Genomic DNA, 16566 nt, shown 5'->3' on the forward strand with positions numbered 1-16566 from the left:
TTATTCTCCTAGCACCTTGAAGGTATTCAAGAGGTCGAATTCTGAAACCTTCTTCAATTCAGCTGAGACATTTTCAAGCTGGGCTTTATTAATCTTGTGTGTGATGATCACAACACGCGCCTTATCACCTTCTTTGCCATCTTGGAGGATTTGCTTGAAGGAAATATCTTGAGCGTTGAAGATTTCAGCCAATTTCAAGACCTGACCTTTTGAGTCTGGAGCCAAGATTGAGAAGTAGTAATTTGCTTTAACGTCTTCAGGATTAGCCAAGACCAAGTCACGGCTATATTCGTTGAAGTCTTTGCCAATGGTACCATCATTCAAGCGACGAACGATACGGACAATATCCGCCACAACACTTGTTGCAGTTGGTTTTTGACCAGCACCTGGTCCGTAGTACATAGACTCACCAATACCGATAGATTCTACAAAGACAGCATTCATTACTCCATTCACACTGGCAAGTGGATGCGCTTTAGGAAGGAAGGTTGGAGTCACTTCTGCAGCAATTCCTGAAGGAGTTTCCTCAATAGAACCAACCAATTTCACTACATAACCAAGCTCTTGAGCTACAGCTACATCTTCTGGTGTGATGTTACGAATTCCCTTGTGGGCTACGTCATCGAAGGCAACCTTCATGCCAAAGGCAAATTGGCTCAAAATCACCATCTTGTAGGCTGCATCAATCCCATCTACGTCATTTGTAGGGTCACTTTCTGCAAATCCTAGACGTTGCGCTTCCGCAAGAGCATCATCGTAAGACCATCCTTCTTCGACCATCTTGGTCATCATGAAGTTAGAAGTTCCATTGACTACACCAAGCACGCGCGTGATTTTATCAGAAGCCAAGGAATTTGCCAACGTACGAAGAATTGGAATCCCACCAGCTACTGCTGCTTCGTAGTAAAGTGCTACCTTGTTAGCTTTAGCGATTTCTAGCAATTCTGCACCATGGACAGCCAAAAGGTCCTTATTGGCAGTAACAACGTGTTTCCCAGCTTCCAAGGCACGAGTGATAAAGGTCTTAGCAGGTTCGATACGCCCCATCAATTCCACTACAATCGTAATGTCTTGGTCTGACAAAATATCATCCACATTGGTTACAAAGTTAAAGTCATTCCCTGCTGCAAGCAAGCGATTCTTTTCATCTTCATCCTTGACCAATACCTTGGCAACTTCAATCTCTGAATGCGCTGATTGATTAATTTTTTCTCCATTTTCCTTTAGGAGGAAGGGCACACCACTTGCAACGGTACCAAATCCTAGTAAAGCAATTTTAACTGTCATGTTTGTCTCCTCGAAATTTTCTAATATAGCCATTATAACAGAATTTTGTGAAAATTCCTATTATAGTAAATCACTATTTCAGTCTAAAAAAGAAAAAAACGAATCAAACGATTCGCTCTTCCTAAAATCTAGAAATCATTTTCCAGAAATGATTATCCAATCTTTTGTAGATTGATCACTGCATCGTGATTCATCAAAACTTGGCCATACTCTTGTAAGACTGAACGACTGATATCACTATCGTCTGCAAACTCGCGCATACGAGCCAACAGCCAAGCTGGATATGGACTTGGATGATTTTCAATATCCACTAAAATGGTCAAATAATAGCGCTCATTCATCTTGTAGAGTTCAGAAGTTTCCATCTCAAAAGTCACTGTCTTTGAAAAAGCCACCAAATCAGCTAACTTAGAAAAAGAAAGGATGTAGTAGATGTAAGGCTCTTTCTTGCTTTCAACTTCTTGTTCAGCCTGCTCCTGCTCTTCTTCCCTGGCTTCTACTTGCTCTAGAGATTGAATGGCTTCGATATCATCCTTAGTCTTTTCTGAGATGCTTTTTTCTAAAGTTTTAATAAACTCATCTGGTGACATTTGAGCCAATTCTTCCATATCTGGTAAATCCGATAAATCTTCAAAATCTAGATTTTGGTCAATCTTTGATTTGGTTACAAAGACATCGACCTTATCAGGTTTTGGAGTCACACGGAAGCTCAACATACCTGTATCCAGAAAGCTATCAGGCATCTCTAACTCATCCAAGATAGCATAAAAGAATTCTTCTGTTTTTTCTTGAGGAACGAGAAAGTCAGCAATCTCCATTCCACGATCCATCAAATCCTCTAAAGACATCGTGATTTTTAAAGTTGTATCACTAATTTGTTTCATTTTCATTGCTAGTAACCTCATACTTTCAGTTCTATCTATTATACTAGATTTTTACGATTTTATCAAAAGAATGAAGCGAGAATGTGATATAATACTAGAGACCATTTTACAATACAAGAAAGAAAGTACAATGAAAAATATAAAAGTTAATGCACTGGCTAGCTTACTAGTCAATGTTCTCAATATCGTTTTTCCTCTGATAACCAATCCTTATCTGACACGGATTCTCAGCAAATCCAACTACGGTTATTTTAATACCGCAAATACCTGGGCTAGCTTTGTCATTCCTTTAGCCGCCTTTGGAATATATAACTACGGGATTCGAGCTATCAGTAAGGTTAAGGACGATAAAGATAAGATTAATTATGTCTTCTCCAAGTTATTCTATATATCTGTAATTACTTCTGTCCTTACAACAAGTATCTATTTTTTGTTTATTTACCTAGATAATAGTATTGAAAATTTGAAAGAACTCTACTACATACTTGGTGTCCAGGCTCTCTTCCAATTCCTTTATATCGAGTGGATGAACGAGGCTTATGAAAACTATGCCTTCATCCTTTACAAGACATTGATTATTCGGATTGCCATGCTGATTGCTATCTTTACATTTGTTAAAACTGCAGATGATATCGTACCTTATGCAATCATCATGAGTGCAACGACAGTTCTCAACTATCTACTCAGTTTTCTATGGATTAAGCGAGAAGTTTCCTTTGTTAAGATTGATCTTGTTGAATTAGTCAAAGCATCGAAACCGCTCATGACTATGCTTCTTCTAGCTAATGCCAATATGCTCTACACCTTACTTGATAGAATGTTTATCACCAAAGGGCCTGATGAAAACTATATTTCTTATTATACCATTGCTTCCAGCATCGTCATGTTGATTGCCAGTGTCCTGAGTGGAGCTATCAATGTCAGTATTCCACGTCTCGGCTACTATCTCGGTAAGAAAGACTACGAGTCTTATAAAAGTCTTCTAAATCAAGGTGCTGCCCTCTTTTACTTCCTCATCATTCCAACCAGTATTGGGATTATGGTATTAGGGAACTACGCAACTGTCATCTACTCTTCTGAAAAATACCTTGAAGCTGGTATTGTGACTAGTGTCTTCGCTTTTCGGACTATCATTTGGGCCATTGAGTTAATCCTTGGTAAACAAATTATCTTCATCAACGACCACGAAAATCGTTTAACAGCCTTTTACTTTATTGGTGGCGGTGCCAATATCCTACTCAACAGTCTCTTGTATTTGAATAATATTTTTGCACCAGAGTATTACATTGCTACTACTATTATTGCAGAAACCGTAGTTGTTCTACTAGAAATTTACTTTATCAAGAAACATCATCTACTTGACTTAAAAGAAATCTTTACTACTTTAACACGCTATACTATTGTATCGCTCGGATTCATTCCCATCTATTTCACATTTAAATTCCTTTTCCAAATCAACTCTTATACAGTCAATCTCAATATGATCCTCATGGTTCTCTCGACTATTGCAACTTGTGGAATCTACTATCTCTTGATACTTTTTATCACAAAAGATAAAACATTTCACTATGCACTCAATCTTGCTCTTGCTAAGATTAAAAGAAATTAAATAAATAACCTACCTATCTAAAACAAGGAATATTCCAGTAGATAGGTAGGCTATTTATTTTATCGAATTATCAAAGCAACTTTCTCATAAATTAATCAATCCAGTAATTTTTATCAGTTCCTGGATTTTGATGTTCAATAGGCGGAGGAGTCATATAATCTTCACCAAACTCGTAAACCAGAATCTCATGGAATTTTCTAGGAACCTTCACAAGAATATTCTCATATGGCATTTCAATTGTATCATATAACCACTCTTTCTTAATTCCACTTGGATAGTAAGAGTCATAGGTAGTACATGCAAGATCTGTAGCCTGCTCAACATCATATTGCAAAGCTAATTTCTCCAATTTTTCATTCCATTTCTGTGGAGAAGTCAGTCTAAAAATTGCAGATGCAAAATAACGTGGTAAATTTTTGACACCTCCATTATCTATTTTGACTCCTTTTAAATTCAGAGACGAAAGTCGAATAAATTGTTTATAAAGTCTCATCTGTTTTCTATCACGTTCATCTGTAACAACTCCATCGTATGGAAAAATGTCAACACAAGTACCTAGAATAACTGACTTATCTAAAAGATTAGCATCTCGACGTGTCCTCATATCATAGACTCGCATATAACTGTAAGGATACCCCTTTGTTTCTCTGAATGAAATTAATTTGTAGTAGGGATGATTTTCATTTTTTAAAACCTTATACAGTTTTTCAAATTCATCACGCGCTAAGGAAATATCTGTATCATCATCCCAAGGAATAAAACCTTTATGGCGTACAGCTCCTAGTAAGGTTCCAAAATCAATAAAATACTTGATTTCATGTTCCTCACACAATTCATGCAAATAGTTTAAAATATCTAATTCAATTTGTTTAATTTCTTCAAGAGTCAAAATTTTCTCTGACATCTATTATTCACTCCTAATCTTTTTACATTGAGTCAATGGTTTCTTCATTTCAATAACATCACTGAGATTTAATAATTTTCCATAATTGAAAATCATGATGAGAGAACCTTAGCTCAACTGGTGGTAGTTGCATGTAGTCTCCGTAGTCCGAGGTCAGAATTTCATGATAATTTTTTGGAATCATAAATTCCTTACCTTCAAATGTTCCAGTAGTAACTTGTTCTAGCCATTCGCGTCTCCACACTGGTTTGTTCATATCCTTGTAGATAAGATAATCCACTTCCTCATAATCCGACACTTTACGTGATTTAGCAAGTTCTTCAATTTGTGCAACGTATTTATTTGTATTTGTGAAATAAAAAATAATAACTGAAATATAGCGTATCAGTGAATTCAGTACACTTTTCGTATTGGTAATACCTTTAAATGTATAGCAACTCAATTGACGTTTCTTTATAAGTCTCGTCATTTTATCTTTAAAAACAGAATCATCCTCATAACCATCTACAGGGAAAATATCTACATAAATTCCCATATTGGAATCAATGCGAACATCTTCTTCTAGCAAGTAGGTATGGTTATCCTGCACTTTCATGAAGGGATAGACATAGTTGAGATTATTTTTATAAGACATCACTTCGTAACGTTCGTCAGGGTTAGCGATAAGGTAGTCTTGCAACTTCTCATAGTCTTCACGCAACATACAGATATCCATATCATCATCCCAAGGAATAAAGCCTTTATGACGAACCGCACCGATAAGACTGCCATAAGCTAGGAAATATTTGACACCAATTTTCTGACAAACTTCATGAATATATTCCATGATTCCTAGTTCCATCTGTTGAATCTCTCTAATATCAGTTACTTCCTGGTAACGAATACCTTCATCACGTTTGCAAACAACTAATCCATAACCAATAATCAACCAAAAAATAATATTGATAAAGTTAGTTGAGTACATAATCTGACTTTCAAATAATTGACCGAACAAGATGCCAAAGAAAAGAATCATAATCAACTTTTCAGAGTTCTTTTTGGAAACAATCAAATAAGTCAAAAAGCGCTTAATTACATATCCTAGTAGAAGCAGAAAGGATACTAAACCTAAAATTCCAGAACTAACAAATATCGTTACCAAAATGTTATGGAAATTTCCACCAATAAGAGAATTTTGAATTTCGAATTTACTGAAATATTTTGTGTAATAATCTGGAACATTCCTTACACCGTAACCAAAAATTGGTTTCGCACTTCCCATTTTTATAGCATTTTTCCAAATATAAGTTCTACCACTAGGTGTTGTTTCTATTAGATGAAGTTCACCTGTTTTTTTTATAACTGAAGAATCCGTTTCTGCATAAGATTGTCCTTTATTTAAGTCTAATACAGTCGCTTTCCCCGAAGATATGTAAATAGAAGTTACATAACTCAATCCGATGTTAGTAGCAGAAACAAGTAAAGCAGAAACAATAAATATTAGAAATCGCTTAGCTAACTTGCCCCTGTTAATAAAGAAACTATAAAACCCAATCATTAACACTAAAGATAATAAAGCACCCCTACTTTGCATGGTTGCGAAATAAACTAATTGAATCACATTATTCAGTTTAAGATAGACAGAATATTTACTTCCTTTATGAATCAAATACATAGCCAAAACAATGCTAATATATGAAAAAATTGCACTAGCATTGGGATTGACAATTCCCCACAAACGCCCATTCATAACACCATAGTAATAAGATTGCTGTCCAATTTTAAATAGGATAAGTACTTTACTTACTAATAATGTAAATGCAAAAATCGCAGAAGAAAAAGAAATAATTTGAATAGTGTAAGCAATCCAATCAAATAATTTCTTTAATTGACCTGATTCTAACATGGTAAATAATAAAATATAGGTTACCATAAAGAGAATCTCAATCACATTTCCAATCAAATGTCCAGAGCGATTGAAAATAGCTGATAACAGATGACTTCCAGCCAATAGACCAAATAAGGACAGAAATTTACGATCTACTATGATTTTTTTCCACTTAAACAATAATGTATAGCAAATATAAAACAATACAATTGCTGATAATCCCTTATAAAGAGGATTGGCTATCTTATAAACTAGTGAACTCATACTTAAAATCGAAATAAAAACAAACAGATATGAAACCCATAGTTTTGATTTTTCAAAGTATTCATTCATTATTGGAAAATTCATTTTCAACTCCTTCTCATAATATTAGTTTCTTAATCCAACAATTTTTTTATATATCCATGGAGAAAAGACAAGTGACAGGACAGCTATCTTACGAAATGTGGTGAAATAAGTATCCTTCCATATTTCGTGTCGATGCTGAATAATCCAAGTCCTTAGTTCGACTTTCTCCTTTTGATACTGCTCAGATGAAGTAAATATGATTTTATCGTAGACTGTGATATATGACCAACATTCTCTATTTTTTAATTCATATTTTAAACGAGGAAAGGCTTGTGATACTTGAGCAATGATGTTCTTATAAACTTCTATCGTGTCAAATACATACCGATTAACAGATGTTGTCGCACTTCCCTCACGATGATCATAATAATAAATTGGTTTGTCAATAAATACGCTACTACATCTTGTCTTTAATAGCAATTCAGTTAAAAACAAGGCATCTTCTGCTAGATGGTAATCTGTATTAAATTTCTCATCTACCAGCAGGTCTCTCTTAAATAGTTTTGCGACTGGAAAGAATGATGTCTTAGTGGTCATCAGTAATTCTTTCATGGTTTCTTCTGTTGACCAAAGTTCTTTTCTACCAGAATACGGGGGTAAATCTGTCACTATTCCATTTTTGATATGATGTAGAGGAGCAATCACAAAACCTACATTTCCTCCCTCAACTGCACTAGCTAAAGTAGCTAGGTAATCCTTGGTGACGAAATCATCACTATCTACAAAAGTTATCCAAACACCCGTCGCTAGCTGAATTCCAATATTTCTGGCATTAGAAACACCAGCATTTTCGATATGGTAAACCTTGATATTTTCATACTGATATGCTAAATGATCACAGATTTGTGCACTGGAATCAGTAGAACCATCATTTATTAGGATTAGTTCAAAATTAGTATAAGTCTGATGAAGAATTGACTCCACACATCGCTCCAGGTAGGCTTCTACATTGTAGACTGGAACGATAACGCTAATTTTTTCACCCATCATGCTCCATATTCTCCCTTATATTCTGTATAAGACTTATCCATATCAGCGATGACAGCATCATGATGTGGTAACTGCTTGTCTGCTGGTGGAGGTGTCATGTAGTTTCCAAAAGCAGTGCTGAGATAGGCATCATAGCCAACTGGAACGGGCATCTCTGTCTCTTCAAATGGCAAGAAAAGATTATCCTCAAAAGATTCGATTAGGTACTTATTTCTCATGTAACCAGGCCCGGAGCATAACTCCGTGATTCCATCGCTCTCAGCCAGATTGTACTTGGTCATTTCTTTTTCAGCTTTTTTCCATATGCGATAACGGAGAGCTTTTGGCGTTACCCCCAGTAAAATACGGCTTCCCCATTTCATTACTGCACCATGCTTTTCTGGAATAGTTTGCGCACAAAAGAGTGAATAAATCAGTGCCCAGCGAACCTGCTTCTTTCGCTCAGCTGGATTTTTCGGATAATAATCCAAAGGTAAAACATCCAAGGCCAGACCATGTGGCAAATCCAAATCCTGCTGATAAGGTTTGATACAGGTGGTTTCCTTGTCACGAATAGTAATAAAAAGATTACGGTCGACAAAATCCTTGTTACTCTTTGACAAGAAATAACGCTCATCTGCATAACGAGGCCATAATTCTGCTAATTTCTCATAATCTTTACGGGGCATAAAAAAATCTAGATCATCATCCCAAGGAATAAAACCCTTGTTTCGAAGGGCACCAATAGCACCTCCACCACAAAGATAACAAAGCAAATCATGTTCTTTACAAAAGGCCACAAAATATTCAGCCATCTCCAGACTTCGAGCCTGAATTGCTTTTAAATCAGTCATATTGTTCATTATTCTTTCTATCGTATCGTTCCATTATACCACAAATAAGGGATGAAAATCTATTGCAGACTGTAAAAAATCAAAGCCTGACTGCTGGATAAATAGCCTTCAAACTTTGATTTTTCTATCTTATCTCATTCCAATTTGAGATAGCTTGGTTTGATATTTATTTTGGTCTACTAAGAGTGCCTGTCCTCCATAGACATCATAGGCATCGACCCAATCACCCAGTTCTGGAACTGTTAATCTCTCAATGCCATTTTGTGCTCCATCTAGGAAGGATAAACCATTTGTCAATAAGAAACTATAAGGAACATTCGTAGAGGTCATGCCAAAGACCTTACCAAGTGCTTCTGATCCAGTAAAGAGTTTAGTTGGATCCTTGAGTTGTTGCAGAACAGCTGTCAACACTTGCTGTTGTCTCTTGGTACGACCATAATCACCTTCGTCATCATCACGGAAGCGTGCATAATTGAGCAATGTTGAACCGTTCATCTGCTGTTTTCCGACTTTAATCGTCTGGGTTGGAGACTCTGTCTCCGTAGCATGTAAATCATCTCCGACTGTAGCTTCGGTTAAAGGTTGACCTTCTAAGGTTGAGAATTTTGCATCAATCGTCACGCCATCAGGGAATAGAGTGTCAATAGCAGTTGCGAATGCCTGGAAGTCTACCAAGGCGTAGTACTTAATATCCAAGTCAAAATTGTCTTTTAGGACTTTTCGGACCATTTCTGCCCCTTTTTGGCCTTCTTGTTCCCCTAGTTCATAGGCTACATTCAACTTATTATCGGATTGCTTTCTACCGTTAATGACTTGGCTGTAACCATCTATATAAACTAAATTGTCACGCATGAAGCTGACCAGCTTGATTTTTTTATCTGAGCCACCAACGTGTAGAACCATAATCGAGTCCGTTCTCGTCTCAGCACTGTTTTGGCCAATCCGTCCATCCGTCCCCATAATCAAAATATTGACCCCATCCTTGGTATCTTGACCATGAAAAACTTCTACTTGAGCCGCCTTAGCATTGGCAGGTTTATTTGGATCCGCATTTGAATAGCCTTTTAGGAACATAAAAATCATGCCAAAGCCGACACAGGCTAGAAGAGCAAGCAATCCTGCAAAAATGCGCCCCCAACGAATCTTACGTTTCTTGGACTTAACCTTTGGAAGAGAATGGCTTTTCTGGTATTTTTTTGCACGGCTACGGTTTCCATAGGATGGAAGAGGAGACTGATTGACTGGTTCCATGAAAGATTCTTCCAAATCGTAATTTTCATGATGAATTTCTGGAGAAGCTTTACTACTGCTAGCCATATTTAACTTACCTTGCATGTAAGCAAACTCTTTTTTCTCTCGCTCATTGAGGTAATGAATGTTCTTAAAAAGATAGTCATAACGTAACTGCTCGTGATGGTTTAAAGGATTTTCTTTACTCATCTTCTCTCCTTTCCATTGTCTGATATTGGATAAATGGGATAGGCACCCAGAACTTTATACTGGATTCCAATCGCTTCTAATTCTTTTTGGGCAAAGTGGACCAGATTCTTATCGGCATAGTCCACATCGATAATGAAAAAGTATTCTCCCAGTGCTGTCTTGAGTGGCCGACTTTCAATTTTTGTCAGGTCAATTCCTCTCCAAGCAAAGGTCGAAAGAGCCTTGTAGAGGGCACCGGGAAGGTTGTCCGGCAAGGTCAAGGCCAAACTCATTTTTTCAGTTTGTGCTTGCAAGGGAATGGTTGCACCTTCAGCTCCCAAAACCCAGAAACGTGTGAAATTAGCTTCCATTTCCTGAATATCCTCAGCAATCAGTTCTAAGCTATATTCTTCAGCAGAACTTCTTGGTGCAATGGCTGCATAAGGCTGGTCTGGATGTTCGGAAATAAAACGAGCCGCATAAGCTGTACTAGCTGTTACCTCGATTTGGGCATCTGGATATTGTTCATCGATGAATTTCTTTCCTTGAGCCAAAGCCTGTGGATGAGAAAAAATCTTTTCAATCTTATTATGACCCGGAACCACCATCAACTGCTGATGAATAGGCTGAACGATTTCTGCTACTGCTTGGATGCGAGCCTGATGAAAAAGGTAGTCTAAGGTTTCATGAACACTACCCTCGATAGAATTTTCAACTGGCACCACAGAATAGTCCACCAAGCCTTGCTCATAGGCCTTAATGACATCTGTAATGTTGGCAAAAGCCTGCAATTCCTCATGAGGAAAAGCTGTCTGCACTACGTGGTGTGAAAATGATCCCTTGGGACCTAGATAAGCAATTTTCATCTCAGTTCCTCTATAATTTCCTCTGGGCTTAGCTTGGTCACGTCCAAAACCCGACTGGACACTTCCTCATACCAAGCCTGTCTTTCTTGAAAAATAGCTGCAAGTTCTTCCTTGCTATTCTTTAGAAAAAGCGGACGCTGATTGTCCTTATCAGCTGCGATACGTTGATAAAGCGTTTCAAAATTTGCTTTCAGGTAGATGTTATCAGAATTGGTCTTTAGTAAGTCACGATTTCGCTTAGAAATGACTACGCCCCCACCAGTTGACACAACTTGGTCCGTTTTTAGTAGGTCAGCTAATACTTCAGACTCTATCTGACGAAAGGCTTCTTCTCCCTTTTCCGCGAAAAATTCCGCAATGGACATACCTAAGCGTTTCTCAATCAGAGCATCCATATCAAGGTAATTAGGGTCCAATCCTCTAGCAATTGTAGATTTACCAGCACCCATAAATCCGAGTAATACCTTAGCCATGAATCAAGCTCTCCAAATCACCAAAGAAGCTAGGATAGCTGGTATTGATGGCTTCTGCACGGTCAAGCTCCACCTCTCCATCTGCAACCAAGAGGGCCGCAATGGCCGTCATCATGCCGATACGGTGGTCTCCAAACGTATTGACTCTAGCACCGTGAAGGACTGATTTTCCTTTGATAATCATTCCATCTACCGTCGGAGTAATATCTGCTCCCATACTATTTAAGGCGTCTGCCACCACCTGAATGCGATCTGTTTCCTTGACCTTGAGTTCCTCAGCATCCTTTATAACTGTGACACCTTGGGCTTGGGTAGCAAGAAGGGCAATAATAGGCAATTCATCAATCAAGCGTGGAATCAAGGCACCACCAATCTCTGTTCCTTTCAAGTCAGAAGACTCAACAGTCAAGGTTGCAGATTTAGCCACTGGGTCCATTTCGGTTACTTCCAATTTTCCACCCATGGCACGAATGACATCTATAATACCGGTACGCGTTTCGTTGATGCCCACATTCTTAAGCACCAAACGAGAGTTTGGAACAATCAAACCAGCAACTAACCAAAAGGCTGCACTGGAAATATCTCCTGGTACGACCACCTTTTGTCCAGTCAGTTTTTGCGGCCCTTGGACTGTGATTTTTTTACCATCCACACTTAAACGGCCGCCAAATTGTTGCAACATATCTTCAGTATGATTACGGGTACACTCTTTTTCGATAATAACGGACTCCCCCTGAGCTTGCAAGGCCGCAAACATCAAGGCTGACTTGACTTGGGCTGAGGCAATCGGCAACTCATAATGAATAGGTGCTAGGTTTTTCGTCCCTTTTAAATGAAGGGGAGGCAGATCTCGCTCAGTTTGCCCTGAAATGCTGACGCCCATTTTTTTCAATGGAATCGTCACACGGTCCATAGGACGTTTGGAAAGACTGTCATCTCCAAACATTTCTACTTCAAAGTCTGCACCAGCAAGAACGCCTGAAATCAGGCGAATCGAGGTTCCAGAATTTCCCATATCAAGGGCATTTTGCGGAGCTTTTAAGCCATCCATACCTACACCTTGGATGGTAATAACCCCATCTTTATCCTCAATCTCAACACCAAGGTCACGAAAAACCTGCATGGTAGAGAGAACGTCTTCACCTCGCAGAATATCATAAACCTTAGTTTCACCCTCAGCCAAACTTCCAAAGATAATGGAACGGTGGCTGATAGACTTGTCACCTGGAACTCGGATACTGCCATGTAAGTGGCGAATGTTTGTTTTTAGTTTCATACTGGACCTCATACTTGCAATACTTTTACCTATTTTATCATAAAAAGCCAGAAATTCCTTAAAAATTCCTGACTTTATGATAGTTATTTTCTTATTTTAGCAATTCTGAAACTGGTTCAAAAACAATTTTTTCAATGTCAGAAAGGTAAATTGCCAATTGTTGTTGCTTGGTAAAGAATTCTGACAAGAGGTTATTCCCTTGAATCTGTTTACCAAAGCCTTCCATTTTCGCTTGGAAGGATGCATCTGGCATTTGACCTGTCTGCGCTAGTCTTTGAATTTCCTCTTGAAAAGCAACATATTCTGTAAAGATTTTGCTTGCCTCAGCATCTGCTGAAATAGCATCTTTAGCTGCTTTGACAGCCTTGTATTCTGGTAATTCGCGTAGACCGCGACTGAGTTCATTTGCACTATCGTAAATATTTGACATGATTTTCTCCTTATTTGATGACGACTGTATAGTCGGTGTTTTCTGTTATAAGATGCTCGGCTCGTTCCAAGTCTTGAGCATTTTTAAATGAAATTTGTAGGATTCCGTGAATATCCTCACGGTTTTCCTCATTGATGTGAATATTAACCAAGGAAGTTCCACGTAGTAGTTCCAAAATCCGCAAGATGACATCTTCTTCATCAGGAACATCTACATAAAGGTCATAAGAGCTATCCACACCGCCACGTTTATGAATTTCCATGGCCTGACGTTGCTCACGCGCTTGGTTGAAAAAATTCCAGATTTGCTCCTCATCTCCCTTGCTGATGGCTTGTCCAACCTCATCTAAACGCTCCTTGAAATCCGCAATCCGCTCTAGGATAGTCTCACGATTGGACAAAAGAATGGAGGTCCACATACCTGGCTCGCTTTCTGCAATTCGAGTCATATCTCGAAAACCACCGGCCGCAAAGCGCCTTGCCATCTCATGTTCTTGAGCATAGACAGCGGTCTGTTCCATGAGACTAGAAGCCAGAATATGAGGAAAATGGCTAATCTGAGAAGTGACACGATCATGCTCCTTGGCATCAATCTCGATAAAACGAGCATGAAGACCTGAAAGCAGATCCTTCATTTCATCAAGCGTGTCCTGACTTGTCAGGCTTGAAGGTGTGAAGATATAATAGGCATTTTCAAAGAGATTGACATCCGCAGAGGCAGCCCCTGTCTTGTGACTACCAGCCATGGGATGGGCCCCGACAAAACGAACAGACTTGCCAGCCAAATATTGCTCCGCCGCATCCACAATAGCTGACTTGGTCGAACCGGCATCTGAAATAATCTCGCCTTCTTTCAAGTCCAAGTCGGCCAACTCCTTAATGAAAGCAATGGTTTGTTTGATTGGCAAACTGAGAATAATGATATCTGCCAAAGGAGCAAAACTAGCAAAATCATCCGTTGCACGGTCAATCATGCCTTCTTTCAAGGCAATATCTCTCGAAGCTTGACTGCGATTATAACCTAAAATTTCATAATCTGGATGATCGCGTTTGATACCTAAGATCATAGAGGCTCCAATCAATCCAAGACCTGCGATATAGACTGTTTTTGCCATAGGAACTCCTTAATAGTTCTTTGTATAGTCTCGGTGTTTAGCTACCGCTTCTTTTAATTCCTCTAGATTGTCTGATGAGAATTTTTCGAGGATTTCTTGTGCCAGAACCGTTGCCACAACAGCTTCCATGACCACACCTGCTGCTGGAAGAGCAGTCGGATCACTTCTCTCCACAGTTGCCTTGTAGGGTTCATGGGTTTCGATATCCACACTCATGAGTGGTTTGTAGAGAGTAGGAATGGGTTTCATGACGCCACGAACAACGATGGGTTGCCCATTGGTCATACCACCTTCGAAGCCCCCTAGATTGTTGGTACGACGAGTATAGCCGTCTTCTTTAGACCAGAGAATTTCATCCATAACTTGGCTACCTTTACGGTAACCAGCTTCAAATCCAAGACCAAATTCCACCCCTTTAAAAGCATTGATAGAAACAACGGCTTGTGCCAATCTTGCATCCAATTTTCTGTCCCATTGGACATAGGAACCAAGACCAACTGGAACACCTCCGACGACTGTCTCCACAACCCCACCGATGGTATCACCGTCACGTTTGATTTGGTCAATATAATCCTTGATTTCCTGTTCTCTTTCTTGGTTGACAATAGAAACTTCAGACTGGGCAGCTCTTTCCTTAATCTCAGCAACTGTCAGATTCTCAGGAACATCGATTTCCTTGCCACCAAAGACCACGACATGGTTGGCAATTTCCATATCCAGCTCAGCCAAGATGCGTTTGGCTACTGCGCCAACTGCCACCCGCATGGTGGTTTCACGAGCAGATGAGCGCTCCAAGGAATTACGCAAATCATCAAAACGGTACTTGATGCCCCCAACCAAGTCGGCATGACCTGGACGTGGATGGGTGATTTTCCGTTTGCTTTTAAGGCGGTCTTCAATGTCCTCCGCAGACATGATATCCAGCCATTTTTGGTGGTCCTTATTGATGACATCCATGGTAATGGGAGCCCCAGTAGTCCTCCCATGGCGAACACCCGAAGTAAAGATAACTTGGTCGCTCTCAATCTTCATACGACCACCGCGGCCGTATCCACCCTGACGACGTTTCAAATCCTCATTGATATCCTCAGCTGTCAAAGGAAGTCCAGCTGGAATTCCCTCAATGATAGCTGTCAGACGGGGGCCGTGTGATTCTCCTGCAGTTAAATATCTCATACACTCTCCTTATTTTACCAAGTAGTCTTTCATCTCTTCTAGAGAAACTGGGTGAATAGTCGCTGAACCAAGCTCTGGCACCAAGACCAATTTCAAGGTATTGCCACGCGCCTTCTTGTCATGAGTCAAAGCCTGATGAAGCTTGTCAACATCCCAGTTTTCATAGTCAACAGGCAAGCCAAATTTCTGACACATAGCTGTAATAGACTGAGTTATGCCAACTGGCATGAGACCTTTTTCCTCAGCAACCTTGGAAATCTGTACCATACCCATGGCCACAGCTTCTCCATGCATGACCTTGCCATAACCGGCCGTTGCTTCAATGGCATGACCAATGGTGTGCCCAAAATTGAGGTAAAGGCGTACACCATTGTCCAGCTCATCCTCAACCACCATCTTGCGCTTAACCTGACAAGAATGTTCAATCAAAGTATCCGCATGTTCCAGAATGCTCTCCACAGAACCATCTAGCTCCGTCAAGAGAACCCAAAGTACTGGATCCTCAATCAAGCCATACTTGATGACCTCACCCATTCCTTCAATCAACTCTCTTTTTCCGAGGGTTTCAAGGACAAGTGGGTCAATCAGAACCCCATCTGGTTGGGCAAAGGTGCCCACCATATTCTTAGCAAATGGAGTGTTAACGCCTGTCTTTCCGCCGATAGAAGAATCAACCTGAGCTGTCAAGCTAGTCGGTATCTGAACAAAATGAATGCCCCTCATATAGGTAGAGGCTACAAAACCAGCCAGGTCCCCAACGACACCGCCACCAAGAGCCACGATTCCATCGCTACGAGTCAGACCTTGCTTGACTAAAAATTCATAGACTTTCTGGACAGTGGTTAAATTCTTTCTTTCTTCCCCTTCTAAAAAGTCAAAAACTGCTACCTGAAAACCAGCATCTTCTAGGCTGAGCTTGACCTTCTCTGCATAAAGAGAAGCTACATGGTTGTCTGTTACAATGACTACTTTTTGTGGTTTCCAGAGTTCTCGCAACCATTGACCAGCCTGAGCCAGACAGCCTTTTTCAATCTGAATATCATAAGGATGATGAGGAATATCGATTCTGATTTTCATAGGAGAGTCTCCT

15 protein-coding genes are annotated in these 16566 nt (G+C 39.5%); 1 reads left to right on the forward strand and 14 read right to left on the reverse strand.

The window, feature by feature from the left end:
* A complete protein-coding gene (locus tag ADG81_RS01125) occupies nt 1-1287 on the reverse strand; it encodes a homoserine dehydrogenase (protein WP_000216346.1) in 1287 nt (428 codons plus the stop codon).
* Between the two features lie 152 nt (nt 1288-1439).
* Nucleotides 1440-2177: an adaptor protein MecA gene (gene mecA / locus ADG81_RS01130; protein ID WP_049550643.1), complete on the reverse strand. Its 738-nt coding sequence runs from the start codon at nt 2175-2177 to the stop codon at nt 1440-1442.
* A gap of 124 nt (nt 2178-2301) precedes the next feature.
* Between mecA and ADG81_RS01135 the strand changes: the two genes are divergently transcribed.
* Nucleotides 2302-3780 (forward strand): oligosaccharide flippase family protein, encoded by a 1479-nt coding sequence (locus tag ADG81_RS01135; RefSeq protein WP_049550644.1) that lies wholly within the window; start codon nt 2302-2304, stop codon nt 3778-3780.
* A 91-nt stretch (nt 3781-3871) separates the two neighbouring features.
* Here ADG81_RS01135 and ADG81_RS01140 read toward each other — a convergent pair whose 3' ends face one another.
* From ADG81_RS01140 to aroB, 12 genes are all read right to left on the reverse strand, one after another.
* The gene (locus ADG81_RS01140) at nt 3872-4684 is read right to left on the reverse strand and encodes a LicD family protein (RefSeq protein WP_049550645.1); all 813 of its coding nucleotides are present in this window, start codon (nt 4682-4684) and stop codon (nt 3872-3874) included.
* A gap of 58 nt (nt 4685-4742) precedes the next feature.
* Nucleotides 4743-6899, reverse strand: coding sequence for a LicD family protein (locus ADG81_RS01145; protein WP_049550646.1), 2157 nt, complete (start codon nt 6897-6899; stop codon nt 4743-4745).
* 21 nt (nt 6900-6920) lie between these two features.
* Nucleotides 6921-7889 (reverse strand): glycosyltransferase family 2 protein, encoded by a 969-nt coding sequence (locus tag ADG81_RS01150; RefSeq protein WP_000971790.1) that lies wholly within the window; start codon nt 7887-7889, stop codon nt 6921-6923.
* On the reverse strand, nt 7886-8731 hold the full coding sequence (locus tag ADG81_RS01155) for a LicD family protein (protein ID WP_080978002.1): 846 nt from the start codon (nt 8729-8731) through the stop codon (nt 7886-7888). The genes ADG81_RS01150 and ADG81_RS01155 overlap by 4 nt, the downstream gene beginning before the upstream one ends.
* 120 nt (nt 8732-8851) lie before the next feature.
* Nucleotides 8852-10162: an LCP family protein gene (locus ADG81_RS01160; RefSeq protein ID WP_049550647.1), complete on the reverse strand. Its 1311-nt coding sequence runs from the start codon at nt 10160-10162 to the stop codon at nt 8852-8854.
* Nucleotides 10159-11007, reverse strand: coding sequence for a prephenate dehydratase (gene pheA / locus ADG81_RS01165; protein WP_049550648.1), 849 nt, complete (start codon nt 11005-11007; stop codon nt 10159-10161). The genes ADG81_RS01160 and pheA overlap by 4 nt, the downstream gene beginning before the upstream one ends.
* A complete protein-coding gene (locus ADG81_RS01170) occupies nt 11004-11480 on the reverse strand; it encodes a shikimate kinase (protein WP_049550649.1) in 477 nt (158 codons plus the stop codon). Before ADG81_RS01170 ends, pheA begins: the two co-directional genes overlap by 4 nt.
* On the reverse strand, nt 11473-12756 hold the full coding sequence (gene aroA, locus ADG81_RS01175) for a 3-phosphoshikimate 1-carboxyvinyltransferase (RefSeq protein WP_049550650.1): 1284 nt from the start codon (nt 12754-12756) through the stop codon (nt 11473-11475). The genes ADG81_RS01170 and aroA overlap by 8 nt, the downstream gene beginning before the upstream one ends.
* Nucleotides 12757-12847: 91 nt before the next feature.
* The gene (locus ADG81_RS01180) at nt 12848-13186 is read right to left on the reverse strand and encodes a YlbF/YmcA family competence regulator (protein ID WP_049550651.1); all 339 of its coding nucleotides are present in this window, start codon (nt 13184-13186) and stop codon (nt 12848-12850) included.
* 10 nt (nt 13187-13196) lie between these two features.
* On the reverse strand, nt 13197-14300 hold the full coding sequence (locus ADG81_RS01185) for a prephenate dehydrogenase (protein WP_049550652.1): 1104 nt from the start codon (nt 14298-14300) through the stop codon (nt 13197-13199).
* A 9-nt stretch (nt 14301-14309) separates the two neighbouring features.
* Nucleotides 14310-15476: a chorismate synthase gene (aroC, locus tag ADG81_RS01190; RefSeq protein ID WP_024057043.1), complete on the reverse strand. Its 1167-nt coding sequence runs from the start codon at nt 15474-15476 to the stop codon at nt 14310-14312.
* 9 nt (nt 15477-15485) lie between these two features.
* Nucleotides 15486-16553, reverse strand: coding sequence for a 3-dehydroquinate synthase (gene aroB / locus ADG81_RS01195; RefSeq protein ID WP_024057042.1), 1068 nt, complete (start codon nt 16551-16553; stop codon nt 15486-15488).
* Between the last annotated feature and the right edge of the window lie 13 nt (nt 16554-16566).

The sequence above is a fragment of the Streptococcus pseudopneumoniae genome, from assembly GCF_001070815.1.
Classification (GTDB): Bacteria; Bacillota; Bacilli; order Lactobacillales; family Streptococcaceae; genus Streptococcus; species Streptococcus pseudopneumoniae_P.